The following is a 25,317-nucleotide window of genomic DNA, read 5'->3' on the forward strand; positions in this document are numbered from 1 at the left end:
AAAAGCCCCCAAAGAGCAGTGCTCAGTGGGGGCAATTTGCCAGGTTTTCAAAGGTCAGCAGATCTGCCGCAGGCTTTGGGATTCAGATGCCTGCCTTTACGATTCAGGCACCTGATAGACCCCCTGCTCCTTCAAGGCGTCAACAACCTCTCTGGGCATGTAGGTTTCATCGTGCTTGGCCAGAATCTCAGAGGCTTCAAAGACACCATTTACGTATTTGCCAGTGCCAACCATGCCTTGATTTTCTTCAAACAGATCCGGCAACACACCAGTAAAGGTCACCGGCACCGTGGCGCCCCCATCGGTCACCGAAAAGATAACAGCCTCACCCTGGCCGCGCTTCAGGCTGCCCTCTTCAACCAGACCGCCGATACGAAAAACCTCGCTTGGCGGTGGTGGGGCTTCGGTCACCTGGCTGGGCGAGCGGAAATAATTGATCCCATCCCGCATCGCATAGCCGATCAGCACAGAGGACACCACCAAAGCAAGGGCCGCAAGGGCGATGACCTGGATCCGGCGCTGTTTCTTGAGGTTCTTCATCCTATGGGCCTTTCGAAGGGGGTCACGGGAACAGAGGGGCCATCATCAGCCCTGCGGTCTCTTCTTCACCTAGCATCAGATTGGCATTCTGCAAGGCCTGGCCGCTGCTACCTTTTGTCAGGTTATCCAGCGCCGCAAAAACAATTGTACGGCCTTCGATCCGATCCGCGGCCACGCCGATATGACAAAAGTTTGACCCGCGCACGTGATGGGTGCTGGGCGCCTCGCCAAAGGGCAGCACTTCCAGGAAGGGCTCATCCTTATAGGCGGTCACAAAGGCCTGATGGATCGCCTGGGCATCGCCTTTGACATAGACGGTGGCCAGAATGCCCCGGTTGGTGGGCACCAGATGCGGGGTGAACTGCACCTTGACCGGACGGCCCGCAAGCGCGGAAAACTCCTGGTCAAATTCCCCCAGATGCCGGTGGGTGCTACCAATGGCATAGGCGTTGTAGCCCTCGCTCAGCTCCGCATGCAGCAGGTTTTCCTTGAGCGCCCGACCGGCGCCAGAGACAGCGCATTTCAAATCAAGGATAATCTCGTCCAGATCAATCAGCCCGCCCGAAATCAGCGGACGCAGCGCAAACTGGCCCGTGGCCGCATTGCAGCCGGTGCCGGCCACCAGCCGCGCCGATTTGATATCTTCGCGGTAAAACTCGGTGAGGCCATAGACCGCCTCTTCTTGCTGTTCCAGCGCCGCATGGGCATTGCCATACCATTTTTCATATTCTGCCGGATCCCGCAGCCTGAAATCGGCAGACAGATCCACAATCTTTAGCGTCTTTGGCAGCGCTGCGATGACTTCCTGGCTGGTTTTATGCGGCAGAGCGCAGAAACACAGATCAATATCAGAGAAATCAATTTCACTGATTTTACAAAGCACTGGCAGCGACATGTGACGCAGATACGGGAACACCTGAGCCATGCTCAGCCCCGCCTTCCGCTCCGCCGACAGGGCTGCGATCTCGATGTTTGGATGGTTCGCAATCAACCGAACCAGTTCTGCGCCAGTATAGCCGCTGGCACCAAGAATTGCCACTTTATGGGTCATATCAGACCTCGCATTCTGAATGTGTATTTGGGTTTCATGCCACGGCATAAAACGGAACCTAGAAGAAAAATCGCGCACTGTCCTTGCGCCAGATCATCGGGCGATGTTGAGCCATTTCCCTGATCCGGCAGCTGTCAGGCCGCTTGAAAGCGGATTTCTCGTCGGAGAAACTGCGTCGCCCGATCACTGACACGCACCGGATCTCCGGTGGTGAAATAGCCGCCTGTGCCCGCCCCGATCATGTTCGGGTGGCGCTCAAGATAATCCGCCAGACTGTCGGCCACCAGATTGCCCTGGCTAAAGACCTTGACCTCAGCCCCCAGCGCGGCCTGGAACTCTTTTTCCATCAGCGGGTAATGGGTACATCCCAAAATCGCTGCCTGCGGCTGCGGCATCTTGCGCTTCAGGGCATCCACATGGCTGCGCACCAGCGCCTCTGCCAGAATCATGTCGCCGTCTTCGATGGCATCGACAATACCGCCGCAGGCCTGGGCCTCTACGTCGACGCCAATGGCGCGAAAGGCCAGTTCCCGCTGAAAGGCGCGGCTGGACACGGTGGCAGGTGTGGCAAAAAGCGCCACATGTTTCACCGCAACCTCGCGCGGCGGGCTGTTGTCGCCCCATTGCCGCTCGGTCATGGCTTCGATCAAGGGCACAAAGACGCCCAGCACCCGCTTACCTTCAGGCAAGCCCTCTTCCTGCATCCGGCGCAGCGCAGCGGCAGAGGCGGTATTGCAGGCCAAGATCACCAGATCACAGCCCTTGGCCCACATATCCGCAACAGCGGCCTTGGTCAGGTTGTAAATATCCTCAGCGTCGCGCACACCATAGGGCGCGCGGGCGCTATCCGCATAATACAGAAAATCCACATCCGGCAGACGGGATTGGGCAGCTTTCAAAACGGTGAGCCCGCCCAGACCGGAATCAAAGATACCTACAGCCATAATCTCTCTTTCAGGCCTGGGTGTCAGGCGCGATGTTTCTCCTCAAACTCAAACCCATAGTCAAAGGATTTGAGCGGCTTCGGAGACAGCTCATACGTGGCTTTGCGCAGGAAATCCATCATTCCTTTTGTATCCTTTGCCAGCGGCGTCAGGATATCGCGGGTGATCGGTTCACCAATCACCACTTTGACCGGGGTATCGACGCGTTTTTTGAACTCTTTGATCAACAGCCCCATCCGCAGGGTGGAATGCAGATGGCTGGCAATCTGAAACAGCCGCGAGGTATGGCCTTCAAAAAACACCGGCACCACCACTGCGTCAGATTTGGCAATCATCCGGGCGGTAAAGCCACGCCAACCGGGATCCATCGGGTGGGAGAATGGCGTCGCTGCGGTTGAAACAGTGCCGCCGGGAAAGATGCCGATGGCCCCACCCTGCCCCAGATACTCCAGCGCCTCGCGTCGGGTTTGCAGATTGTCGCGCAGCGCTTCTTTGGTGGTATCAAATGAAACCGGCAGGATGGCTTTGTTCAGATCCTCAGCCTTGCGAAAGACCTGATGCGCCAGGATGCGGAAATCGCCGCGGGTTTCGGCCAGGATATGCCCCATCATCAAGCCATCAAGAATACCATAGGGATGATTGGCAATCAGGATCACGGGTTTGTCCGTGGGAATATTATCCAGACTGCCACGGCTCACATCCAGGGTCAGACCGTAGCGCTCCGCCATCACGCTCCAGAAATTGCGCCCCTCCGCCAGATCGCGTTCATAGCCATCCGCCCGTTTGATCAGGTTCAGCCGCCCGGTGCTGTTTTCCAGCAACCGGATAATCGTCCGCCCAGGACCGGACCCGGCGGAATGGGCGTAGGAAATATCACGGGCAATATGGCGGGCAGAGGTCAAAGGGAAACTCCGAAACAGAGGTGCAGCAGTTTAGCTGGGATATAAGACAGCCTCATAACAGGGAGATGACAAAGGAGAGAAGACACCAAAGGAGAAAGGGGGCGCAACCCAATCGGTCACGCCCCCTTTTGATGTCCTACTTTGCAAGCCCCTAAAGGCGAAGGGGCGTTTACTCGGCCGCGTCCTTTACCGGATCACCGGCCTGTTGCAGTGCAATCAGCAGCTCCTCGCGGCGTTTGGCGGCCTTGGCTTCGCTTTCCAGCTTTACCGGACCAAAACCACGGATCTGCAAGGGCAGCTCTGCCAGCGCAATCAGCGGCTCCAGGGTCGAGGCATCTGCCTTGGGCAGCCATTGCTTCATGTCGCGCTCATACTGTTTGATCAGCGCCCGCTCCATTTTGCGTTCTGCGGTGTAGCCAAACACATCCAGCGGCGTGTTGCGCAGCGGTTTCATCTTGGCCAGCAGACGCAGCCAGCGGGTCATGCCGGGGCCGAATTTGCGCTTTTGCGGACGACCATTGACCATTTTGCCGCCAAAGATAGGCGGCGCCAGATTGTAAGAGACCTTCAGATCGCCTTCAAACTCAGCCGCCAGTTTTTCATGGCTCGACAGCAGCAGCCGGGCGACTTCGTATTCGTCCTTATAGGCCAACAGCTTGTGATAGCCCTTTGCCACCGCCTCCTTGAGCTGCTTGTCAGCAATCCCGTCCAAAAGCTTGGCGTAGCGCTTGGCCAGGCCACTGCCCTGATAGGCCACCAGTTGATCGCTACGGAAGGCAATGATCTCCTCCAGGGATTTGGGCATCTGCACCACATTGGCAGGTTTGGAGACCTTGGCGGCCTCGGCAGGGTCGACAATGGCCCAACGGCCGATTTCAAAGGCACGCAGATTGCGGTCTACCGCCGCGCCGTTCAGGGTAATGGCCTCGACAATCGCTGCATGGCTCACCGGGATCAGCCCCTGCTGCCAAGCGGCGCCAAAGACCATCATGTTCGAGAAGATCGAATCCCCCATGGTGGCACGGGCCAACTCGGAAGCGTCAAACAAGGACAGATCATCGCGCAGCCGCGCCTGAAGAGCGACCTGCAATCGGTCTGTTGGCAGTTGAAAATTGGTGTCGCGGGTGAAGTCACCGGTGATGATTTCATGGCTGTTAACGACGCCGCCGGTCTGGCCGGTTTTCATCAACCCAATGGTTTTGGCCCCGGCGCTCACCACCAGATCGCCGCCGATCAGCGCATGGGCCTCGCCGGTGGCGACGCGAATGGCGCTGATATCTTCGGGACGTTTGGCAAGGCGGCAATGGATATGCACCGCGCCGCCCTTTTGCGCGAGCCCGGCCATTTCCATCATGCCAGCGCCCAGGCCATCAATCTGCGCCGCCTGGGCCAGCACCGCGCCAATGGTCACAACGCCAGTGCCACCAACCCCGGTGATCACCACGTTATGGGTACCGTCAATTTCGGGCAGTTTGGGCTCAGGCAGGTCAGGCAGCTGCACATCAGCGGTGGCTTCCTTGCGGATCTTGGCGCCTTCAACCGTGAGGAACGAGGGGCAAAAGCCGTTGACGCAAGAGAAATCCTTGTTGCAGGAGCTTTGATCAATCGCCCGCTTGCGGCCCAGTTCGGTCTCCTTTGGCACAATCGACACGCAATTGGACTGAACACCACAATCGCCGCAGCCTTCGCAAACATCTGGGTTGATAAAGACCCGCTGATCGGGATCCGGGAACAGGCCACGCTTGCGACGGCGGCGCTTTTCGGCGGCACAGGTCTGGATGTAGATGATGCCAGAGACACCCTCGACCTCGGCAAACTCCTTTTGGACCGTCATCAGCTCGGCACGTTCATACATGCGCATGCCGGCCGGGAACAGCTTGGCGTCCACATCTTCTTTGTCGTCATAAACCACCGCAATGGTCTTCATGCCCATGGCTTTCAGCTCATGTGCGATCTGATGCGCGGTCAGCCCGCCTTCGGCCTGCTGGCCGCCGGTCATGGCAACCGCATCATTAAACAGAATTTTGTAAGTGATATTGGTGCCTTCAGCCAGAGCAGCCCGAATGGCCTGAACGCCTGAGTGATTGTAGGTGCCATCCCCAAGGTTCTGGAACACATGTTTGCGATTGGAAAACGGCGCTTCGCCAATCCAGTTGGCGCCTTCTGCACCCATATGGGTAAAGCCCGTGGTCTCGCGGTCCATCCACTGCACCATGAAGTGACAGCCAATGCCGGCATAGGCGCGGCTGCCTTCGGGCAGTTTGGTAGAGGAGTTATGGGGGCAGCCCGAGCAGAAATAGGGCAAGCGCGCGGCGATTTCTTCGGCGTTGTCGGCACGCTTGGCATCCTCCAGCGCCGCCAGCCCCGCCTTGACCGCTTCGGTGTCGCGGCCTTCCTCGATCAGAATACCGCCGAGTTTTTCAGCGATCATGATCGGATCAAGCGCGTATTTGGTTGGGAACAGCTCTTCGCGGTTGGGGGTGCCAACGCCGCCCTTGTACCAGCCATAGACACGACGCCCACGCCGATCATCAAAGATTGCCTCTTTGATTTGAACCTCGATCAGTTTGCGCTTTTCTTCAACAACCACAATCAAATCAAGACCTTCGGCCCAGGCGTTAAAGCCCCTTACATCCATCGGCCAGGTCTGCCCCACCTTGTACGTGGTGATGCCCAGGCGTTCGGCCATGGGTTCATCAATGTTGAGCAGCGACAGGGCATGAACCAGATCAAGCCAGTTTTTACCCGCAGCTACAAAGCCGATCTTGGCGCCGGGTTTGCCCCAGACGCGTTTGTCCATCTTGTTGGCATGGCTAAAGGCTTCGGCGGCAAAGCGTTTGTGGTCAATGATCCGGTCTTCCTGCTGGAAGCGATCATCCGCCAGACGAATATTCAGCCCCCCTTCGGGCATCTCAAAATCTGGCCGGACAAGCTGCACCCGATCCGGATCGCCGTCGACAACCGAAGTCACCTCGATGGTGTCCTTCATCGTCTTCAGCCCCACCCAAAGCCCGGAAAACCGGCTCAACTCGTAGCCATAAATACCGTAATCCAGGATTTCCTGCACGCCAGCGGGGCTGACGATGGGCAGATAGCAATCCAGCAACGACCATTCGGACTGGTGCAACACGGTGGAGCTTTCGCCGGTGTGGTCATCGCCCATAGCCACCAGCACACCACCGTTTTTCGAGGTGCCGGCCATGTTGGCGTGACGGAAGGCATCACCCGAGCGGTCCACCCCAGGGCCCTTGCCGTACCAGAGGCCAAAGACACCGTCATATTTGCCCTCATCACGAATTTCTGCCTGCTGTGCACCCCAAAGCGCGGTGACAGCCAGATCTTCGTTGAGACCATATTGGAAGGTCACATCAGATTCAGTGAGCTGTTTTTGCGCCCGCTCCATCTGCATGTCCACCGCCCCCAGCGGTGAGCCACGATACCCCGTCACCAGACCCGCCGTATTCAGGCCGGCCGCCGTGTCGCGGGCCTTTTGCATCATCATCAGACGGACAAGTGCCTGCGTCCCATTTAGCATAACGGGCGACTTGCTCAGGTCATATTTGTCATTCAGTGAAATCTTTTGCGTGCTCATCCGGTCCTCCCAACCAAAAACTAGCTTGCAGTGCTTGACCCAGTGATAGGTCACAATTACTGACCTGTATAGGCAGTTTTTTTACTTTTCCCTCGCGTCCCCATGGTAAATTGATAAAAAGCTATAATTTCATGTAGTCTATTAGCGACTGATCGAAAGAGACGGATATGGATTGGGATAAGCTCAGAATTTTTCATGCAGTGGCCGATGCAGGCAGCCTGACCCATGCCGGGGATAAGCTGAATCTGTCCCAGTCAGCGGTCAGCCGACAGGTGCGCGCGCTTGAAGAAAGCCTAAACGCCACCCTGTTTCACCGTCATGCACGGGGGTTGATTCTGACCGAACAGGGGGAGCTGCTATTTGATGCCACCAAATCCATGTCAGCACGGCTGGAGGCGGCATCGGCGCGCATTCGCGACAGCGAGGAAGAGGTCTTTGGCGAGTTGCGTGTCACCACCACCTTTGGCTTTGGCACTCTTTGGCTGGCGCCCCGCTTGACCAAGCTGTTTGAACAATACCCAAATCTGAAAATCGATCTCATGCTCGAAGAACGGGTTCTGGACCTGCCAATGCGAGAGGCCGATGTTGCCATTCGCATGAAAGAGCCAAGCCAGGCCGATCTGGTACGCAAACGCCTGATGACCGTGCAAATGAAACTCTATGCCTCTCGCAAATATCTGGACCTGAATGGCACGCCAGAAACCGCAGAAGACATCAAGGAGCATCGGCTGATCTGTCAGAATCAAAGGTCCGCCCAGGTGGGGTCGGCATCGATTTTGGTTCAGAGCCTGCTGACCCACAATCCCGGCTCCTTGCTCACCGTGAACAACTATTTTGGGGTTTTGCAGGGCGTTTTGCATGATCTCGGGATTGGGATTCTGCCAGACTACGTCACCGAGGACTTTCCTGATCTGGTGGAAGTTTTCCCCAATGAGGAAAACAATGGCGTCCCGGTCTATTTGGCCTACCCAGAAGAATTGCGCCATTCGCAGCGCGTGTCGGCCTTTCGCGACTTTGTCCAGACCGAGATCATGGCCCACCGCAAACATATGAAAGAACTGGGCAAATTATAGCGGTTTTACAACCGGGCCAGAGCCTGCCCATAAGCCATGCAAAAAGCGCATAGCGGCAATGTCATCGGACCCGTGCAAAACATCTTGAAGGGTCAGCATCATAACCCTAAATGGAGCGCATGAAGACGAGGCGAGAGCCTCACTTCATACCTCCCTGTTGGACTTCGGCCGAGCTTAGTGCTCGGCCTTTTTTTGCCCTTACAACTGTTACCCTCGGCTCTGGCCTGTGCAAGCGCAGAGCCCGGCAAAGATCGCCGCCTCACCCAAATCGCCTGAAATTTGTGCACTACTCTTTGAGGTCCGCATAATCTCTGGGCGCCGTCATAACGGCACAGCCCTTGGCCCATTGCCACAGCCACCGCCCGCCAAATAGCGCCCTGAGCCATTCAGACGCGATTTCCCAATGAGATACCCCCTTCCCCATCAGGCTGGCATGCTCTAAAAGCCGCCTCAGTAGCACCATGGGGGGCCATATCGCGCCATGCAAGAACCAGCCATTACATCCGAACTGATCGCAAGCCACGGCTTGAACGCCGAAGAATACGACATGATCCTCGAGATCATCGGGCGCGAACCCAGCTTCACCGAACTTGGCATCTTCTCGGCCATGTGGAACGAGCACTGCTCTTACAAGTCTTCCAAGAAATGGCTGCGCACCCTGCCCACGGACGGCCCACAGGTCATCTGTGGCCCGGGTGAGAACGCCGGCATCGTCGATATTGGCGATGGCGACGCGGTGGTGTTCAAAATGGAAAGCCACAACCACCCCTCTTATATCGAACCCTATCAGGGGGCGGCGACGGGTGTTGGCGGTATCCTGCGCGATGTCTTTACCATGGGCGCGCGTCCCGTGGCCTCGATGAACTCGCTGTCCTTTGGCGAGCCCTCCCACCACAAGACCCGTCAGCTGGTCAACGGTGTGGTTGAGGGCATCGGCGGCTATGGCAACTGCTTTGGCGTGCCCTGCGTCGGCGGCGAAGTCCGGTTCCACCCGGCCTATAACGGCAACTGTCTGGTCAATGCCTTTGCAGCGGGCCTGGCGAAAACCGACAGTATTTTCTACTCCGCCGCTTCTGGCGTTGGCATGCCGGTGGTCTACCTCGGCGCCAAGACCGGCCGCGACGGCGTTGGCGGCGCCACCATGGCCTCTGCCGAATTTGACGACACCATTGAGGAAAAACGCCCCACCGTTCAGGTTGGCGATCCTTTCACCGAAAAGCGTCTGATGGAGGCGACGCTGGAGCTGATGCAAACCGGCGCGGTGATCTCGATCCAGGATATGGGCGCTGCGGGTCTGACCTGCTCGGCGGTGGAAATGGGCGACAAGGGCAAACTGGGGATCAAACTGAACCTCGAAGATGTGCCCCAGCGCGAAGAAAACATGACCGCCTACGAGATGATGCTCTCGGAAAGCCAGGAACGCATGCTGATGGTGCTAAAGCCTGAAAAAGAGGCCGAAGCCCGTGCTGTGTTTGAAAAATGGGACCTGGATTTTGCCATCGTCGGCGAAACCATCGCTGAGGATCGCTTCCTCATCCTGCACAATGGTGAGGTCAAGGCCGATCTGGTGCTGTCCAAACTCGCCTCCACCGCGCCTGAATATGACCGCCCCTGGGTGGCCACTCCGGCGGCAGAGCCGCTGACGGATGCGGATGTGCCCACCATTGACCCCATTGACGGGCTGAAGGCGCTGCTGACCTCGCCCAACTATGCCGGCAAACAGTGGGTCTATGAGCAATATGACACCACAGTCATGGGCGACACCGCCCGCCGCCCCGGCGTTGGCTCGGGCATTATCCGCGTGCATGGCACCGACAAACGTCTGGCCTTCACCTCGGATGTGACCCCGCGCTACGTCAAGGCAAACCCGGTTGAGGGTGGCAAACAGGCAGTGGCCGAGGCCTATCGCAACCTCACAGCTGTTGGCGCCAAGCCATTGGCAACAACTGACAACCTGAACTTTGGCAATCCGGAAAAGCCCGAAATCATGGGCCAGTTTGTTGGTGCCATTCAGGGCATTGGTGAGGCCGTGGCAGCACTGGATATGCCCATCGTGTCGGGCAATGTCTCGCTGTATAATGAAACCGACGGTCAGGGCATTTTGCCAACGCCAACCATTGGCGCCGTTGGTCTGATTGCTGCGGGCGAAGAGGCCATCACCGGCCAAGCCCGTGACGGCCATATTGCGCTGCTGATCGGTGAAACCCAGGGTCATCTGGGCCAATCTGCCCTGCTGGCAGAGGTCTTTAACCGCGAAGATGGCGATGCCCCTGCAGTGGATCTGGAGGCGGAAAAGCGCAACGGTGAATTCATCCGTGCCAACCGCAATCTGATCAAGGCCTGTACCGACCTCAGCGATGGCGGTCTGGCGCTAGCGGCGTTTGAGCTGGCCGAAGAAGCAGGTGTTGGCGTCCATATCGACGCTGGCGACACCCCGACCCTGTTTGGCGAAGATCAGGCGCGCTATCTGGTGGCCTGCAACTTTGACCAGGCCGAAGGGTTGATGCTGGCGGCTGGCCAGGCAGGTGTGACCCTGACCACTGTTGGCCGCTTTACTGGCGACTGCGTCAAAATTGGTGGTTCCGAGGCACCGCTGGCTGAATTGCAAGAGGTCTTCCGGGCCGGTTTTGCCGTGGCCGTAGCCTAAGCTCCCCCTCGATAGACCTACATCCTTTCAAAGGCGCGCATATCGGCGCGCCTTTGTGCGTATATCCGACCAGCCGCCGCCTCAATTGTGCTGATGGTAGGCACCTAGAGTGCTTGCACTACACCCACGGCCACCCTAAGTTTCAAGCAAGACCAAAGCCAAGGATCCCCCCTATGCCAATGCAAGCTCAAGAAATCGAAGACCTCCTGCGCCAGACCTTCCCGGATGCGGACATCCAGGTCGCAGGCCAGGACGGCGTGCACATGTCCGCCATGGTGATTGACGAGAGCTTTCGCGGCAAAAACCGGGTGCAGCAACAACGCGCGGTCTATGCCGCGCTCAAGGGTAAAATGGATGGCTCCAACGGCGAGCTTCACGCCCTTGCGCTAACCACAAAGGCGCCTGAGTGAGCACAATCTTGATCGTCATTGCTGCTCTGGCAGTGCTGGTGGTCTGGATTTATTTTGAACTCGAGCCATATATCGAACAAGACCGCGACAGGCGGAACTGCCGAAAGGAAAAGACAGATGAGCGACGCACAGACCCGCATCGACGAAACCGTAAAAGCCAATGACGTTGTGCTCTTCATGAAGGGCAACAAGGACATGCCCCAGTGCGGGTTTTCCTCGCGCGTGGCAGGCGTGCTGAACTACATCGGCGTGGACTACACCGATGTAAACGTGCTGGCCGACGAAGAAATCCGTTCGGGCATCAAGGAATATTCCGACTGGCCCACCATTCCGCAGCTCTACATCAAGGGTGAGTTTGTCGGCGGTTGTGACATCATCACCGAGATGACGCTGTCCGGTGAGTTGGACGGTATGTTTGCCGACAATGAAATCGCCTTTGACAAAGACGCCGCAGACAAGATCCGCGAAGCCAACGGCTAAACGGCAACCCATCCGGCCCGCATGTTCCTATTTAGGGCCGGGATCTGCACAGATAGAAAAGCCCCTTCCGGCAGATACCGGAAGGGGCTTTTTGTTGGTTTCAAGACATTTTCCCTAATCACCCAGACCCCTATTCACCCAGGTCCACACAAACTCACGGGGGCTGCCCATGTTCACCTAACGCAGCCCAAGTTTATTCGGCTGCGGTTTTTTCTTCGATCTGTTGCGCCAAAGATTCGGCTCGGGCCGCCAGTTCGGCCAGGGCTTCGGGCACTTGTGGCGGCACCACTGGCACCTCGATGCGCTCGGGCTCTGGGGCGGGGGTGTTTTTCAACGCCTCCAGTTCCGCAACACGTTCTGCCAGTTCGGCCTCAACTTCTTTGATGCGATCCTCGACGGCGGCGGTTTTATCAGCCAGCATCAGACCGGCCATCAACAGCATCCGCGCCTCTGGCATGCGGCCAATCTGGTCCGACAAAACCTGGGCTTCGTCATCCAGCATCTTGGCGGCGGAATGCAGATAGCTTTCTTCGCCCAACTGGCAGGAGACTTCGAATCCACGTCCACCGATATGAATGGTTACTTCTGGCATCAGGCTTCCTCCCCTTCCGGCAGATTTTGTTCTGGCAGGGTTTGTGCGCTGGCCAGCAGCGGTTCCAGCTTGGCAAGCACCGCATTCACCTGCGCCTGATCATTGGCCTGGGCCGCGCGCAGGGCGTCATTGGTGCTGCGTAGTTCATCATTGGCAAGGCGCAGCTCATCCAGCTGAGCCTGAAATTCATGTTCCTTGGGCACCACAGCTGCCGCGGCCTGGGCTTCGGCCAGCTGTGCTTTCAGTGCGATCATTTCCGCCGCAAGCGCCGCGTGATCCACCACGTCCCCCAGATCACCGGCGGCCTCCCCAGAGCCCTGCTCAAGCTGGGACATCAGCTGTTGATTGGCTGCTTTCAAGTCCGAGAGTTCGGTCTCCAGCGCTTCTTTTTCTGCGGCCAGACCGTTGCCTGTGCTTTCCAGCTCCCCCTTCAACCGGGTGATCTCCAGCTTCAAGGCATCCTTTTCATCGGTATTCCCGACTTCATTGCGGAGCAGTTCCAGCTCAGCCTGCAGCGCTTCCATGTCACCATTGTCGGCAGCCGGAGCAGCCTGCTCTGCCTCTTTGAGGCGGCTGTGCAGGATTTTTACCCGTTCCTCAAGCTGGGAATTGGCGGTTTTTTCTTCCTCCAGGGCCTGCTCCAGATCGGAATTATCCGCAGCGACCCGGGCGTCTTCTGTGGCCTTGGCGCGGGCCTGTTCCAGTTGTTCAACCCCGGCGCCGATCCGCGCCATGGCGGCCTGAATTCTACCCTGCAACTCTTCGATCTGCGTCATGCCTGTCCCTCACCCCTCATCACTTCTGCTGGTGTCTGCCTCTGTGTCCTATGCGACACCCGCTACCTGCCCGCGCGAATCGCTTTACGCGCGTCACATTGCCAACAGCTTAACGAAGTCAGGAGTAAAACACCCCCTCTTTGCTTTCAAGCACTTGCAGTCATGACTTCGCCTACATGGCGGGGAATGGCGCAGAAAGCTTGATCTTTGGGCTGTCACTGCTATTGAGCGGCTAACCAGCCTGGTAACCCAAAGGAAAACTTCAGTGGATCTGACAGCCCTGCGCACCGCCAACCCCGACCATTGGAACAAGGCCGCCGCCATTCGCGCGCTCGCCCTTGACGCCGTCGCCGCCGCCAACTCTGGCCACACAGGTATGCCCATCGGCATGGCCGATGTCGCCACCGTGCTGTTTGAAAAGCACCTGAAATTTGATGTCGCAGCCCCCCAGTGGCCAGACCGGGATCGCTTCATCCTTTCTGCCGGGCATGGCTCGATGTTGATCTATTCGCTTTTGTACCTCTGCGGCGACAAACAGGTGACCCTGGATCAGATCAAGAATTTCCGCCAGATGGGCGCACTGACGGCGGGCCACCCGGAAAACTTCCTGCTCGACGCAGTTGAAACCACCACTGGCCCCCTGGGTCAGGGTATTTCCAATGCCGTGGGCTTTGCCATGGCCGAAGAAATGCAGCGCGCCCAATACGGCCGCAAGATTGTCGATCACCACACCTATGTCATCGCCGGCGACGGCTGCCTGATGGAAGGCATCAGCCAAGAGGCCATCGGCCTGGCTGGCCGTCACTCGCTGGGCAAGCTGATTGTTCTGTGGGACAACAACAACATCACCATCGACGGCACGGTTGAGCTGTCGGATCGCACCAACCAGGTGCAGCGCTTCCGCGCCTCTGGCTGGCAAGTGATCGAAATCGACGGCCACGACCCTGTTGCCATCGACGAGGCGCTGACAGCGGCGAAGAAATCGAAAAAACCTTCGATGATCGCCTGCAAAACCCATATCGCCCTGGGCCATGCGGCACAGGATACCTCCAAGGGCCACGGCGCGCTCACCGACGCTGATCAGATGGCTGCCGCCAAGGCGGCCTATGGCTGGACAACCGGCCCGTTTGAGGTTCCTGCTGATATCAAATCCCAATGGGAAGCCATCGGCGCCCGTGGTGCGACAGAACGTGCCGCTTGGGACGCCCGCTTTGCCGAGGTGTCGCAGCAGAAACAGGACCGGTTCAACCGCGCCTATGCGCTGGAAGCCCCCAAGAAGCTGTCGGCCACCATCAAGGCGCTGAAAAAGCAGGTGTCGGAACAGCAGCCAAAGGTTGCCACCCGCAAGGCCTCTGAAATGGCGCTGGAAGTGATCAACCCGATCATGCACGAAACCGTTGGTGGCTCGGCTGATCTGACCGGATCCAACAATACCAAAACCGGCGATCTGGGCGTCTTTGACACCGATAACCGCAAGGGTCGCTATGTCTATTGGGGCATCCGCGAGCACGGTATGGCCGCCGCAATGAACGGCATGGTGCTGCACGGCGGTATCCGCGCCTATGGCGGCACCTTCTTCTGCTTCACCGACTATGCCCGCCCCGCCATGCGTCTGGCGGCGCTGTCCAAGATCCCGACAGTGTTTGTGATGACCCACGACAGCATCGGCGTTGGCGAAGATGGCCCAACCCACCAGCCGGTTGAGCATCTGGCAATCTGCCGCGCCACGCCCAACACCTATGTGTTCCGTCCCGCGGATGCGGTTGAGGCGGCTGAGGCCTGGGAAGTGGCCCTCACCGAGAAGGACACCCCTTCGGTGATGACCCTGACCCGTCAGAACCTGCCGACCCTGCGCACCGAACATAAATTGAGCAACCTCACCTCCAAGGGCGCCTATGTGCTGGCCGAGGCGGAAGGCAAGCGTCAGGCCATCCTGATCGCCACCGGCTCAGAGGTGTCATTGGCGATGGACGCCAAGGCCAAGCTGGAAGCGGAAGGCATCGGCACCCGCGTTGTATCCATGCCCTGCATGGAGCTGTTCGCCGCCCAGGATGAAGCCTACCGCCGCAAGGTCCTGCCCGCAGGCCCGGTACGGGTCGGCATCGAGGCCGCCATGCGTGCCGGCGGCTGGGATCGCTGGCTGATGGGCGAACGCGGCCAGGACAAAAAGGCCGGTTTCATCGGCATGGACCGCTTTGGCGCCTCCGCCCCAGCTGGTGAATTGTTCGAAAAATTCGGCATCACCGCCGAGGCCACCGTCGCCAAGGTAAAAGAACTGTTGGGCTAAAATTCAGCCATAATTGAAATCTAAAAGGGCACCTAGCTCGGTGCCCTTTTTGCTTAAAGGTGGCCGCAGTACCGGCCGTGTTTTCAGGAAACTACCGTGTCCGAACAAAACGATAGGAAGCGAAGCATCCGCCCTGTCGGGTGATTTTGCCCCTGCCCCAGCGGTGCTTTGGCCATTGGCGAACCGCTCAACAATCGGTGATTTGGAGCCGCCAACTCACTCTCAACAACGCAAAGATCACCTCATGCTTTAGGATCTCACTCTGCCCGACCTGACGCCCCGATTTCGCGGCACCAGCGGCAAAATAAGAGAAATTCAATGTATTTGTGCGAACTTTGCCCCTGCATTTCCTAGGATAGCGACGATGGCGACAATCAACGGTGGTAGCGGCGACGACACTCTAAAGGGGACGTCCGGCAACGACACGATTACTGGCGGCCAAGGTGCTGATTCGATCAACGCCGGTGCCGGTAATGACGTCATACACGGTGATGATGCCCTCGGTTCTGCCGATGGCGGTGACACTATTGATGGAGGCGACGGCGCAGATACGATTTATGCTGCTGCTGGTGACGATGAAATTCGGGGCGGTGCGGGGGCCGACAGCCTGCATGGTGGCGATGGCGATGATTTTGTTGATGGCGGTGATGGCAATGACACGATCTATGCCAATCAGGGAAATGACACGCTAGACGGGGGCGACGGTGATGACCTGATCTACGGCAGTGATGGCGACAACGAAATTCGCGGCGGCGCGGGCGATGACACAATCTACGGCTTCGCTGGCGCGGATACTTTCGTCATCACGACGGGCAGCAGCATTGACACGATCGAAGACTACAACGCCGCCGATGGCGATACCCTTTCCGTCGACTACCCGGGAATTACAACCTACGCCGAACTTGAGCCTTACTTAAGTGACGATGGAAATTGGGGGACTCTGATCACACTTCCCGACGGCTCAGTGACCCAAGTAAAATGGTTGAACTATGCGTCTCAGTCAGCATCGGATTTCACCTTTCAGTCGGGGCCGGTGTGTTTTCTGAAGGGCACCCTGATTGATACGGCAACAGGCCCGACACCCGTCGAGGCGTTGCGTCTCGGCGATTTGGTCGAAACCCTAGACAACGGGCTGCAGCCGGTGAGGTTCATTTCCTGTAGATGCTACAAGTTCAAAAATGGCCCTCACAAAATGAAACCTATTCGGTTTCGGCCCAATGCGCTCGGGCCGAAGGTTCCGAACCGTGAGCTTCTCGTCTCGCCGCAACACAGGATCGCTCTGCCGCAGAACAATCCCACTTACATTGTCGCGGCCAAAAAGCTTCTTCAGCTACCCGGTGTAACGGAACGGCCGTCTTGCAAAATTGCACGATACTACCACATCTTGCTTGATCACCATCAACTGGTCCGCGCCAATGGCGCGTGGGCAGAGACACTCTTGCTGACAAAATACAGCAGCGACCAAGCACGGCTGCCAAGCGCGCTACAGCGGACTAAGATGACGCCCATTCGGAAAATCGAAAAGGTTTTGCGGCCTCCCGCATTTACCGTTTTCTAGAGGCTATCAAGCACTCTCACCCATACCGATCCGGCTTCACATTAAAAGGCTCCCTGCGAGCAAGACCGGACATTCAAGAACCGCGCTGGATACATTTGGGCTCGAAGCGGACTATTCGGTCTTGGTGAGACAGTGAACTCAGTGACTTTCTTTCTCACCACCAAACATCCCCATCACTGGCCCGATCACTTTGGTCGCCACCGGGATCAGCACCAATCCCCAGGCGACGCCAAAGACGCCGTCCATGGTGGCCTTGGCGCTCCACTCGACAAATCCGGTCCAGGCTGCGGGTACCGCGTGGCCTGCTGCATAGGCCAGATCGTGGATATGGTGGCCGAGCCAGCCAAAGCCCAGAACCTCCAGCCCGTGGATGATGATGGATCCACCAACCCAAAGCATTGCGGCGGTTCCCACCACTGACAACAACCACATCAGCACCGGCATGAATTTCACCAATCCACGCCCCAGACCACGCCCGACGGGGGTCGGTGCTCTTTTGGCCAGGAACAGGCCCACATCGTCCATCTTGACGATCAGCGCCACCGAACCATAGACCGCCAGCGTCACACCGATGGCCACCACCGCAAGGGTTGCCGCTTGAATCCAGACATTTGGCGCTTCAATTGCGGCAAGGGCGATGGTCATGATTTCTGCCGATAGGATAAAATCGGTCTTGATGGCACCTTTGATCTTTGCCTCCTCCAGATGACCGGGGTCTTTGATGGTCATATCCTGCGCGATTTCATGGCTGGCGTGGGGAAACAGCACGTGAAAGATCTTTTCCGCGCCCTCAAAACACAGATAGCTACCGCCCAGCATCAACAAAGGCGTGATCGCCCAGGGCGCAAAATTTGCCAAGAGCATCGCCACGGGCATCAACAGAATCAGCTTGTTGAACAGGGAGCCGCGGGTAATGCGCCAGATGATTGGCAATTCGCGCGCCGGTGCAAAACCTTGCAGGTACTTTGGCGTCACCGCCGCGTCATCAATAATCACGCCCGCCGTTTTGGCCCCGGCCTTGCCGGCCGCAGCCGCCACATCGTCAACCGAGGTCGCCGCCACCTTGGCGATCGCTGCCACATCATCCAACAAAGCCAGCAAACCGCTCATGTCACAAACCCTTATCTGTACCGCACATTTTATTGCAACCTACCCTATCTGTGGCGGGTGACAAGCGTTAGCGCAACCGATCTGCGCCCGCAGATTTCCGTTAACGCCACCGGGTAAAACCGTTAACGCCACCAGCCAGGTTTTGCGCTAACATACTGTGTTTTCGCTATATTTGCCCCTTTAGCAGGAAACCAATGACGTCTATACGCGACACCAAGATTTGCTCGCCTGGAGATATGCACATGACCATCAAAGTCGGGATCAACGGTTTTGGCCGTATTGGCCGCTGCACCCTGTCACACATTGCCGCCTCTGGCCGTGACGACATTGAAGTGATCAAAGTCAACGCAACCGGCCCGCTGGACACGGCTGCCCATCTGATCAAATACGACTCCGTGCACGGTCGCTTCCCGGGTGAGGTCACCATAGGTGAAGGCACCATGAACCTGGGCCGCGGCGACATGCAGATGTTCTCGACCTACAACATGGATGAGCTGGACTGGTCCGGCTGTGACGTGGTTCTGGAATGCACCGGCAAATTCAATGACGGTGAAAAAGCCAAGGCTCACCTGGCGCGTGGGGCCAAAAAGGTGCTGCTGTCTGCGCCCGGCAAAAATGTCGACAAAACCATCGTTTTTGGCGTCAACGACACCGAGCTCACAGCCTCTGACACCATGATTTCCAATGGCTCCTGCACCACCAACTGTCTGGCGCCCATTGCCAAGGTGCTGGATGACTCCTTTGGCATCGAACATGGCATCATGACCACCATCCACGCCTATACCGGTGATCAGCCAACCCTGGACCGTCGCCACTCGGATCTCTATCGCGCCCGCGCCGCGGCCATGTCGATGATCCCCACCTCCACCGGTGCTGCCAAGGCCCTGGGCGAGGTTCTGCCCAACCTGAAAGGCCGTCTGGACGGCTCTGCCATTCGGGTCCCCACGCCAAATGTATCGGCTGTGGATCTGACCTTCCGCGCCAGCCGCGATGTCACCGTCGAGCAGATCAACGCCGCGATGCAGGAAGCTGCCGCCGGTCCGATGAAGGGCGTTCTGGGCTATGAGCCCGCGCCGCTGGTGTCGATTGATTTCAACCACTCCTCCGAGAGCTCGATCTTTGCCCCGGATCAGACCCGCGTGGTCGAGGACCGCATGGTGCGGGTTCTGTCCTGGTATGACAACGAATGGGGCTTCTCTGTTCGTATGGCCGATGTTGCCGTCGCCATGGGACGTTTGGTGTAAACCAACCCGGGATTTGAACGCAGAGCGCGCTAATGGCGTGTCGCTCTTGAGATTTCGCGCCCGCTCAGGCATATCTGAGCGGGCGTTATTCATTCTGGCGGAGCCTCATGACAAATAAGATTGCCATATGGCTTGGCCTGTTACTGGTGCTGGCAGTGGTCGCTGACCTTTTGCTGTTTGGTGGGGACAATTTGCTGTTTCTGGCGAAAAAGCTGTTCGAGCTGCTCGACTGGGTCGCCTTCTGGCGCTGAGCTCCCCTGCCCGTCCTGTTGAGGTCAGCCAAACCGAAGCTGGCCAAAACACCTCTGCCAAAACCACTCGGGCGCAAAAACGACAAAGGCGCAGCCCTGTGTCAGGCCGCGCCAAGCGTTGTTTTTCATAATTATGTCGTGGAGTTCTCTCCAAAGGCTGATGGCCGTTAGTCTGCATGACACCGGGCCGACCGCCCTTGCCTAGCTCTCACCTAGATCTTGCCAAGCCGTTTTCGCAGCTCATCAAAGACCAGTGGCGTGACAAACTTGGAAACATCCCCATCCAGACGGGCAATTTCCTTGACCAGCTTGGAGGCGATCGCCTGATGCCGGGCCTCTGCCATCAAGAACACCGTCTCAACCGAGCTATCCAATACGCGGTTCATGCCAACCATTTGATATTCATACTCAAAGTCAGCAACAGCCCGAAGCCCCCGAACAATGATCTGGGCGCCAACATCGTTGGCGCAATCAATCAACAGGTTTTCAAAGGGATGCACCACAATTTCAGTACCGGTCTGCTCGCTCAGCTTTGCGCATTCTGCCTCAATCATGGCAACGCGTTCTTCCAGCGAGAACAAAGGCCCCTTGTCGCGGTTGATCGCAACCCCGATAACCAGCTTGTCCACCAGCGCACTGGCCCGGCGGATGATGTCGATATGACCCAATGTGATGGGATCAAACGTCCCTGGATACAAGCCGATGCGCATTGGCCTCTCCTGTCATGGTACTGTTTCAGTCTAAGCTCTTGCGCAGACCAAACATCTTAACCCCTGAGGACGCAAGAGGGGGAAAATACCCAAAGCGATATTCCCACGCGTCATCTGGTCGCGACCCAACGTTTATCCGGGAATACGCCAGACCAGAAACCCGCACCAGCCGCAGCGGCCATCGCCGCTGCGCGACAGGCGCCAGCGGCGCGTGACATCAATCGTGGGTGTCAGTGCCCCATGATCATGCCTTCCAGGGCATTTTTCTCCATGGCGATTTCGGCCAGCTGCGCCTTAACAACATCCCCCAAAGAGACCAGGCCCACCATTTCCCCGTCTTCAACCACTGGCATATGGCGGAAACGGCCCGTTGTCATCTGCTGCAGGATATCTTCGACGTTGGACTGGCGCGAGCAGGTTACCAGCTTTGTGGTCATATACGCGCTGACAGGTTTGCCCAGGCAGCCTGAGCCGCTTTTGCCAAGCTCGCGGACAATATCTCGCTCTGACAAGATGCCTTCAGCTGTTTTGCCATCAGAAGAGACCACCACCGTGCCGATCCCCTTGTCCGAAAGCACAGCTGCTGCATCGGCAACGGACGCATTGGGGGCCACTGTCACAACTGCGGCGCCCGCCTTGGACTTCAGAATCAATTGAACCAGCATATGCGCTCCTTTGGTAATTTTATTGCGTATTACCAAGCGTTGCCGCAACGCCGCGTCAAGTCAAGGCCTCCAGCCGGGCCACCTCCTCGCGGATGCCTTTGGTCAAGGCACGCGCAAAGCGGTTCAACCGCTCGCTGCGCTGGTCGCCTTGATGGCGTACCAGGTAAAAACTGCGGGTGAGACTGATCTTATCGGTGAGAACCTTGCGCAGCATTCGGTGCGCCGGCAGCGAAAAATCATGCGCCACACAAAGCGCCGTGCCTTGGGCCGCCAGCTTGATCTGTACTGACACCGAATTGGAGGCCAGCGCCACCCGTTCGACGCCGAGATTGCTGATGTAATCCAACTCCTGATCAAAAATCATGTCGGGAATATAGCCGATCATTTTGTGACCTTTGAGATCTTCGAGCTTTTTGATCGGCGGGTGTTTGCGCAGATAATGGTGTGAGCCCACCATATGCAGTTTATAATCCGTCAGCTTTTGCACCAGGAGCTGCCCCGCTGTAGGCGCACTCACCGTGACCGCCATATCCGCCTCGCGACGGCTCAGGTTGATCACCCGAGGCAAGGCAACGATCTGGATATCCAGATCCGGGTGTTCTTCACAGATCTGGGCACAGACCTGCGGCAGGATGTAATTGGCGCTGCCATCCGGCGCACCGATGCGGATTTGCCCCGACAGGGTATCGCTTGGCCCTGTCAGCGCCTCGGCCCCGGCGCGCATCGCCTGTTCTGCGGCCTCGGCATGAACCAAGAGACGGTCCCCCGAGGCGCTGAGCGCGTAGCCCTGAGGGGATTTGACAAAAAGAGGGGTTTCCAATGCAGCTTCAAAACGTGCAATGCGACGGCCCACGGTGGCAGGATCCATTTTTAGGATGCGCCCGGCACCAGACAGGCTGGCCTCGCGGGCAACCGCCAAAAACACTTTCATATCATCCCATTGAGCATCCATCTGCGCGATCCCCTCAGTTTGATCGAGGCCAGACGGCCCCGTTAACCATTTGCGTTCCTGCAAACCCTATTTGAAATCTTTCCTCTTTTCCGTTGTTTTTTGCAAGCCTAAGCTCGCCGCAAGTCATCCATGAGGAGGTTTTTTTGATGCAAGAGCTCACCCACTACATCAACGGTGAACACGTAAAAGGCACGTCGGGCCGTTTTTCTGACGTCTTCAACCCCGCCACCGGCGAAGTGCAGGCCAAATGCCCACTGGCCAGCAAAGAAGAGATGGCGCAGGCCGTCGCGGTTGCCGCTGCTGCTCAGCCTGCTTGGGAAAAAGTGAACCCCCAGCGCCGCGCCCGCGTAATGATGAAATTTGTCGACCTGCTGAACCGCGACATGGACAAGCTGGCCGAAACCCTGTCGCGCGAGCACGGCAAAACCTTCCCCGACGCCAAAGGCGACATCCAGCGTGGTCTGGAAGTTGTAGAATACTGCATCGGTGCGCCACAGCTGCTGAAAGGTGAATTCACCGACAGCGCCGGCCCCGGCATCGACATGTATTCCATGCGTCAGGCCCTGGGCGTGACTGCGGGTATCACCCCGTTCAACTTCCCAGCGATGATCCCCATGTGGATGTTTGCCCCGGCCATCGCCTGCGGCAATGCCTTCATCCTGAAACCATCCGAGCGTGACCCATCGGTGCCTTTGATGCTGGCGGAACTGCTGGAAGAAGCAGGCCTGCCAAAAGGCATCATTCAGGTTGTGAACGGCGACAAAGAAGCCGTGGATGCGATCCTTTATGATGACACCATCCAGTCGGTTGGTTTTGTCGGCTCGACCCCAATCGCCGAATACATCTACGGCACCGGCTGTGCCCAGGGTAAGCGCGTTCAGTGCTTTGGCGGCGCCAAGAACCACATGATCATCATGCCCGATGCCGATCTTGATCAGGCGGCTGACGCCCTGATCGGCGCCGGTTACGGTGCTGCTGGCGAACGCTGCATGGCGATTTCGGTTGCGGTTCCTGTTGGCAAAGAGACCGCTGATCGGCTGATCGAAAAGCTGATCCCCCGTGTCGAGACCCTCAAGGTTGGCCCCTATACCGCCGGCGACGATGTCGATTACGGCCCGGTTGTGACCGCAGCTGCCAAAGCCAATATCGAGCGTCTGGTTCAAACAGGTGTTGATCAGGGCGCCGATCTGGTTGTCGATGGCCGTGACTTTAGCCTGCAGGGCTATGAGGATGGCTTCTTTGTTGGCCCCAGCCTGTTTGACAATGTCACCACCGATATGGACATCTACAAGCAGGAAATCTTTGGCCCGGTTCTGTCCACCGTGCGCGCCGAAACCTATGAAGAAGCGCTGTCCTACGCGATGGATCACGAGTACGGCAACGGCACCGCGATCTACACCCGCGATGGCGACACCGCCCGTGACTTTGCCAACCGGATCAACATCGGCATGATCGGTATCAACGTGCCAATTCCTGTGCCACTGGCCTACCACACCTTTGGTGGCTGGAAAAAATCCGCCTTTGGCGATTTGAACCAGCACGGTCCGGATGCGTTCAAATTCTACACGCGCACCAAAACCATCACCTCGCGCTGGCCCTCGGGCATCCGTGAAGGCGGCGAGTTCAACTTTAAAGCAATGGACTAAACACCTAGCTTAAATGAACAAAAAGAAAGAGCCCCGATGCATTTCGGGGCTCTTTTTTTGCTCTCAACACCCGACACAGATGCAACAATTCGAATGAATACGAAAAAGTGAACTGCGCGGGGCTTTTCACCTCTGCGCAACATCCCATATGGGTACAGTAACCATAAAACAGCGAGCAGTGTGACCAACCCATGTCTTCAAAACCTATCCATCGCCGCGCTGCCCTTCTGGGGCTTGGTGCATCTCTGGCCACTCCGGCATTGCTGCGGGCGCAGTCCAGCGACGCATTTCCGCAGAATGAAGATCCGATTTCAGATCAGCACACAGTTCAGCGCAATATTTCCTCGTTCCAGCAACAAAACTGGCAGGATCATTTTGACGAACTTGGAATTGGGTGCCTGCTGGCGGATGTCACATCGCGTGCAGTACACTACTGGGGTGGTGATGGCGAAACCTATCGGCTCTATCCTTCCTCGGTGCCTATGTCAGAAGAGCTGACCAAGCGCGGCTATACCAAGGTGATCCGCAAGGCCGAAAACCCCAGCTGGACGCCGACCGCAAATATGCGGGAACGTGACCCGACGCTGCCCCTGCGCATGGAAGGTGGCCCCGGCAACCCGCTTGGCACCCGCGCCATGTACCTGAGCTGGCCGGCCTATCTGGTCCACGGCACTCATGACACCCGCAAAATCGGACGGCAGAGCTCCTCCGGCTGTATTGGTCTGTACAATCAGCATGTTGAGCAGCTCTACCCGCTGGTTAAGGTCGGCACTCAGGTGCGTATTCTGTAATCCTCAATAGCAACCTTCTGCAGCTGGACCTGCCTGGCACCAGGCCCAGCTGCAAAACACCGCCTATCGGGCTTTTTTCTTTGGCGAAGTAGGCTCTTCCCCCAAGAACAGATGTTTCGGCGCCTGTCCTGATCGCTGTCGTGTAACGGCTTTTTCCATCAGATCCTGGAAATCCCGTAGATAGGACTCTGAATCATAGAGCGGCGTGGTCCATAGATTATCCTTCAGACGCTGTTTGATTTGCCCCAGAGCTTCTGGATCTTGGGCCAGCTTGAGCGCCAGATCAAAATAGTCTTCAGCGCTTTGAGTGATCAAATCCTCGCAGCCGATCGCGGTAAGCAGGCTGGCCGCGACACGCGAGGCAAACTGCTCCCCTGGTTTTGTGATCAAGGGCACCCCAGACCACAGGGTCTCGCTGGCCGTGGTATGAGCACAGCAATTGAACGTATCCAAAAACAGATCCGCCTGAGGCAATCGTGCAAGATGTGCCTTGTTGCTTAGCCGACCTGCAAAAACCAAACGCTCTGGTCCAATGCCCCTGGCTGCCGCTTCATCGGTGAGGTTCTTTTTCTGGTGCTCGCTTGGCGCCAGAATCCACAGCACACTATCCGGAACCGCATGCAAAAGCCGCATCCAGATATCATACTCAACCGGTGTGACCTTATTGGGGTTGTTCAGGCTGCAAAAGATGAATTTGTCCTCTGGCAACCCAAGCTCTGCTTTGGATGGAATCACATCCGGGTGCGGGCGCAGATTGTCGTTCGCCTGATAACAGTTTGGCATATAGATAACTTTTTCGTTGAAAAACCGCCGGGTCTTAGCCGGGACCGTCACTGGATCCCCAACGAAATAGTCCATGTTGGATATGCCGCTGGTGCCTGGATAGCCGAGATATGAAACCTGAGTAGGAGCGACCCGCTGGGAAAAGATCAGTGGGCGGCAGCCTTTGGTATAGCCTTTCATATCAACGGCAATATCCAATCCATCAGCGCGGGCCCGTTCTGCGGCTTGTTTATCAGTCATGCCCACCAAAGAGACATAGGATTGTGCGTTAGATCTAATTTGGCGACCAAAATCGGTATCAACCAATGTCAAG

General features: G+C 57.4%; 22 protein-coding genes. 10 read left to right on the forward strand and 12 right to left on the reverse strand.

All coding sequences use genetic code 11. The features are described 5' to 3' along the window. Positions 1-96: 96 nt before the first annotated feature. The 5 genes from ccmE to JZI28_RS09595 all read right to left on the reverse strand — a co-directional run bounded on the left by ccmE (position 97) and on the right by JZI28_RS09595 (position 7,029). Positions 97-540, reverse strand: coding sequence for a cytochrome c maturation protein CcmE (gene ccmE, locus JZI28_RS09575; RefSeq protein ID WP_375699972.1), 444 nt, complete (start codon positions 538-540; stop codon positions 97-99). A 22-nt stretch (positions 541-562) separates the two neighbouring features. Beyond that, on the reverse strand, positions 563-1,591 hold the full coding sequence (gene argC, locus JZI28_RS09580) for an N-acetyl-gamma-glutamyl-phosphate reductase (protein WP_375699973.1): 1,029 nt from the start codon (positions 1,589-1,591) through the stop codon (positions 563-565). Positions 1,592-1,725: 134 nt separating this feature from the next. Next, a complete protein-coding gene (locus tag JZI28_RS09585; protein WP_375699975.1) occupies positions 1,726-2,535 on the reverse strand; it encodes a glutamate racemase in 810 nt (269 codons plus the stop codon). 23 nt (positions 2,536-2,558) lie between these two features. Beyond that, the gene (locus JZI28_RS09590; RefSeq protein WP_375699977.1) at positions 2,559-3,437 is read right to left on the reverse strand and encodes a lysophospholipid acyltransferase family protein; all 879 of its coding nucleotides are present in this window, start codon (positions 3,435-3,437) and stop codon (positions 2,559-2,561) included. A 169-nt stretch (positions 3,438-3,606) separates the two neighbouring features. Continuing rightward, a complete protein-coding gene (locus tag JZI28_RS09595; protein WP_375699978.1) occupies positions 3,607-7,029 on the reverse strand; it encodes an indolepyruvate ferredoxin oxidoreductase family protein in 3,423 nt (1,140 codons plus the stop codon). Between the two features lie 167 nt (positions 7,030-7,196). On the opposite strand from JZI28_RS09595, the gene JZI28_RS09600 reads away from it, so the two are divergent. The 4 genes from JZI28_RS09600 (at position 7,197) to grxD (ending at position 11,639) form a co-directional block, all read left to right on the forward strand. Then, on the forward strand, positions 7,197-8,102 hold the full coding sequence (locus JZI28_RS09600) for a LysR family transcriptional regulator (protein ID WP_297340191.1): 906 nt from the start codon (positions 7,197-7,199) through the stop codon (positions 8,100-8,102). A gap of 481 nt (positions 8,103-8,583) precedes the next feature. Next, complete coding sequence (gene purL / locus JZI28_RS09605; protein ID WP_375699980.1) at positions 8,584-10,749, forward strand: phosphoribosylformylglycinamidine synthase subunit PurL; 2,166 nt, start codon at positions 8,584-8,586, stop codon at positions 10,747-10,749. A gap of 173 nt (positions 10,750-10,922) precedes the next feature. Continuing rightward, positions 10,923-11,159 carry a BolA/IbaG family iron-sulfur metabolism protein gene (locus JZI28_RS09610; protein ID WP_295453455.1) on the forward strand — a complete coding sequence of 79 codons (237 nt, stop codon included), beginning with the start codon at positions 10,923-10,925 and terminating at the stop codon, positions 11,157-11,159. Between the two features lie 117 nt (positions 11,160-11,276). Beyond that, positions 11,277-11,639 carry a Grx4 family monothiol glutaredoxin gene (gene grxD, locus JZI28_RS09615; RefSeq protein WP_295453453.1) on the forward strand — a complete coding sequence of 121 codons (363 nt, stop codon included), beginning with the start codon at positions 11,277-11,279 and terminating at the stop codon, positions 11,637-11,639. Positions 11,640-11,832: 193 nt separating this feature from the next. Here grxD and JZI28_RS09620 read toward each other — a convergent pair whose 3' ends face one another. Together JZI28_RS09620 and JZI28_RS09625 are read right to left on the reverse strand one after the other, a co-directional pair. Beyond that, positions 11,833-12,231, reverse strand: a complete 399-nt coding sequence (locus JZI28_RS09620) for a cell division protein ZapA (RefSeq protein ID WP_295453451.1) — start codon at positions 12,229-12,231, stop codon at positions 11,833-11,835. Next, entirely contained in the window at positions 12,231-13,007 is a 777-nt protein-coding gene (locus JZI28_RS09625; protein WP_348153986.1) for a colicin transporter, read from the reverse strand. The genes JZI28_RS09620 and JZI28_RS09625 overlap by 1 nt, the downstream gene beginning before the upstream one ends. 265 nt (positions 13,008-13,272) lie before the next feature. Here JZI28_RS09625 and tkt point away from each other — a divergent pair, with 265 nt between their 5' ends. After that, positions 13,273-15,294, forward strand: a complete 2,022-nt coding sequence (gene tkt / locus JZI28_RS09630) for a transketolase (RefSeq protein ID WP_375699981.1) — start codon at positions 13,273-13,275, stop codon at positions 15,292-15,294. 364 nt (positions 15,295-15,658) lie between these two features. Continuing rightward, entirely contained in the window at positions 15,659-16,852 is a 1,194-nt protein-coding gene (locus tag JZI28_RS09635; protein WP_375699983.1) for a Hint domain-containing protein, read from the forward strand. Between the two features lie 138 nt (positions 16,853-16,990). Here JZI28_RS09635 and JZI28_RS09640 read toward each other — a convergent pair whose 3' ends face one another. Beyond that, positions 16,991-17,962 (reverse strand): DUF808 domain-containing protein, encoded by a 972-nt coding sequence (locus JZI28_RS09640; protein ID WP_375699984.1) that lies wholly within the window; start codon positions 17,960-17,962, stop codon positions 16,991-16,993. A gap of 242 nt (positions 17,963-18,204) precedes the next feature. Here JZI28_RS09640 and gap point away from each other — a divergent pair, with 242 nt between their 5' ends. Then, entirely contained in the window at positions 18,205-19,206 is a 1,002-nt protein-coding gene (gene gap, locus JZI28_RS09645; protein ID WP_375699985.1) for a type I glyceraldehyde-3-phosphate dehydrogenase, read from the forward strand. Between the two features lie 107 nt (positions 19,207-19,313). Beyond that, entirely contained in the window at positions 19,314-19,457 is a 144-nt protein-coding gene (locus JZI28_RS09650; protein ID WP_375699986.1) for a glyceraldehyde-3-phosphate dehydrogenase, read from the forward strand. A 212-nt stretch (positions 19,458-19,669) separates the two neighbouring features. On the opposite strand, the gene coaD is transcribed toward JZI28_RS09650, so the two are convergent. The 3 genes from coaD to JZI28_RS09665 form a co-directional block, all read right to left on the reverse strand. After that, positions 19,670-20,167 (reverse strand): pantetheine-phosphate adenylyltransferase, encoded by a 498-nt coding sequence (gene coaD, locus JZI28_RS09655; protein ID WP_297339007.1) that lies wholly within the window; start codon positions 20,165-20,167, stop codon positions 19,670-19,672. Positions 20,168-20,397: 230 nt separating this feature from the next. Continuing rightward, positions 20,398-20,832, reverse strand: a complete 435-nt coding sequence (locus tag JZI28_RS09660; RefSeq protein WP_375699987.1) for a CBS domain-containing protein — start codon at positions 20,830-20,832, stop codon at positions 20,398-20,400. Between the two features lie 55 nt (positions 20,833-20,887). Then, on the reverse strand, positions 20,888-21,784 hold the full coding sequence (locus JZI28_RS09665) for a LysR family transcriptional regulator (RefSeq protein WP_295453426.1): 897 nt from the start codon (positions 21,782-21,784) through the stop codon (positions 20,888-20,890). Positions 21,785-21,930: 146 nt separating this feature from the next. On the opposite strand from JZI28_RS09665, the gene JZI28_RS09670 reads away from it, so the two are divergent. Next, positions 21,931-23,430 (forward strand): CoA-acylating methylmalonate-semialdehyde dehydrogenase, encoded by a 1,500-nt coding sequence (locus tag JZI28_RS09670; RefSeq protein WP_295453423.1) that lies wholly within the window; start codon positions 21,931-21,933, stop codon positions 23,428-23,430. Positions 23,431-23,621: 191 nt separating this feature from the next. Beyond that, positions 23,622-24,221: a L,D-transpeptidase gene (locus JZI28_RS09675; protein ID WP_295453421.1), complete on the forward strand. Its 600-nt coding sequence runs from the start codon at positions 23,622-23,624 to the stop codon at positions 24,219-24,221. Between the two features lie 63 nt (positions 24,222-24,284). Here JZI28_RS09675 and JZI28_RS09680 read toward each other — a convergent pair whose 3' ends face one another. Continuing rightward, positions 24,285-25,244 carry a hypothetical protein gene (locus tag JZI28_RS09680; protein ID WP_375699989.1) on the reverse strand — a complete coding sequence of 320 codons (960 nt, stop codon included), beginning with the start codon at positions 25,242-25,244 and terminating at the stop codon, positions 24,285-24,287. Positions 25,245-25,317 lie beyond the last annotated feature (73 nt).

This window comes from Pseudophaeobacter sp. TrK17, assembly GCF_042192375.1.
Lineage (GTDB): Bacteria > Pseudomonadota > Alphaproteobacteria > Rhodobacterales > Rhodobacteraceae > Pseudophaeobacter.

What these genes read in the sequence shown, in the direction of transcription:
- ccmE (WP_375699972.1), bottom strand. Translation starts at nt 540, where the DNA reads ATGAAGAACCTCAAGAAACAGCGCCGGATCCAGGTCATCGCCCTTGCG.
- argC (WP_375699973.1), bottom strand. Translation starts at nt 1,591, where the DNA reads ATGACCCATAAAGTGGCAATTCTTGGTGCCAGCGGCTATACTGGCGCA.
- JZI28_RS09585 (WP_375699975.1), bottom strand. Translation starts at nt 2,535, where the DNA reads ATGGCTGTAGGTATCTTTGATTCCGGTCTGGGCGGGCTCACCGTTTTG.
- JZI28_RS09595 (WP_375699978.1), bottom strand. Translation starts at nt 7,029, where the DNA reads ATGAGCACGCAAAAGATTTCACTGAATGACAAATATGACCTGAGCAAG.
- JZI28_RS09600 (WP_297340191.1), top strand. Translation starts at nt 7,197, where the DNA reads ATGGATTGGGATAAGCTCAGAATTTTTCATGCAGTGGCCGATGCAGGC.
- purL (WP_375699980.1), top strand. Translation starts at nt 8,584, where the DNA reads ATGCAAGAACCAGCCATTACATCCGAACTGATCGCAAGCCACGGCTTG.
- JZI28_RS09610 (WP_295453455.1), top strand. Translation starts at nt 10,923, where the DNA reads ATGCCAATGCAAGCTCAAGAAATCGAAGACCTCCTGCGCCAGACCTTC.
- grxD (WP_295453453.1), top strand. Translation starts at nt 11,277, where the DNA reads ATGAGCGACGCACAGACCCGCATCGACGAAACCGTAAAAGCCAATGAC.
- JZI28_RS09620 (WP_295453451.1), bottom strand. Translation starts at nt 12,231, where the DNA reads ATGCCAGAAGTAACCATTCATATCGGTGGACGTGGATTCGAAGTCTCC.
- JZI28_RS09625 (WP_348153986.1), bottom strand. Translation starts at nt 13,007, where the DNA reads ATGACGCAGATCGAAGAGTTGCAGGGTAGAATTCAGGCCGCCATGGCG.
- JZI28_RS09635 (WP_375699983.1), top strand. Translation starts at nt 15,659, where the DNA reads ATGGCGACAATCAACGGTGGTAGCGGCGACGACACTCTAAAGGGGACG.
- JZI28_RS09640 (WP_375699984.1), bottom strand. Translation starts at nt 17,962, where the DNA reads ATGAGCGGTTTGCTGGCTTTGTTGGATGATGTGGCAGCGATCGCCAAG.
- gap (WP_375699985.1), top strand. Translation starts at nt 18,205, where the DNA reads ATGACCATCAAAGTCGGGATCAACGGTTTTGGCCGTATTGGCCGCTGC.
- JZI28_RS09650 (WP_375699986.1), top strand. Translation starts at nt 19,314, where the DNA reads ATGACAAATAAGATTGCCATATGGCTTGGCCTGTTACTGGTGCTGGCA.
- coaD (WP_297339007.1), bottom strand. Translation starts at nt 20,167, where the DNA reads ATGCGCATCGGCTTGTATCCAGGGACGTTTGATCCCATCACATTGGGT.
- JZI28_RS09660 (WP_375699987.1), bottom strand. Translation starts at nt 20,832, where the DNA reads ATGCTGGTTCAATTGATTCTGAAGTCCAAGGCGGGCGCCGCAGTTGTG.
- JZI28_RS09665 (WP_295453426.1), bottom strand. Translation starts at nt 21,784, where the DNA reads ATGGATGCTCAATGGGATGATATGAAAGTGTTTTTGGCGGTTGCCCGC.
- JZI28_RS09670 (WP_295453423.1), top strand. Translation starts at nt 21,931, where the DNA reads ATGCAAGAGCTCACCCACTACATCAACGGTGAACACGTAAAAGGCACG.
- JZI28_RS09675 (WP_295453421.1), top strand. Translation starts at nt 23,622, where the DNA reads ATGTCTTCAAAACCTATCCATCGCCGCGCTGCCCTTCTGGGGCTTGGT.
- JZI28_RS09680 (WP_375699989.1), bottom strand. Translation starts at nt 25,244, where the DNA reads ATGACTGATAAACAAGCCGCAGAACGGGCCCGCGCTGATGGATTGGAT.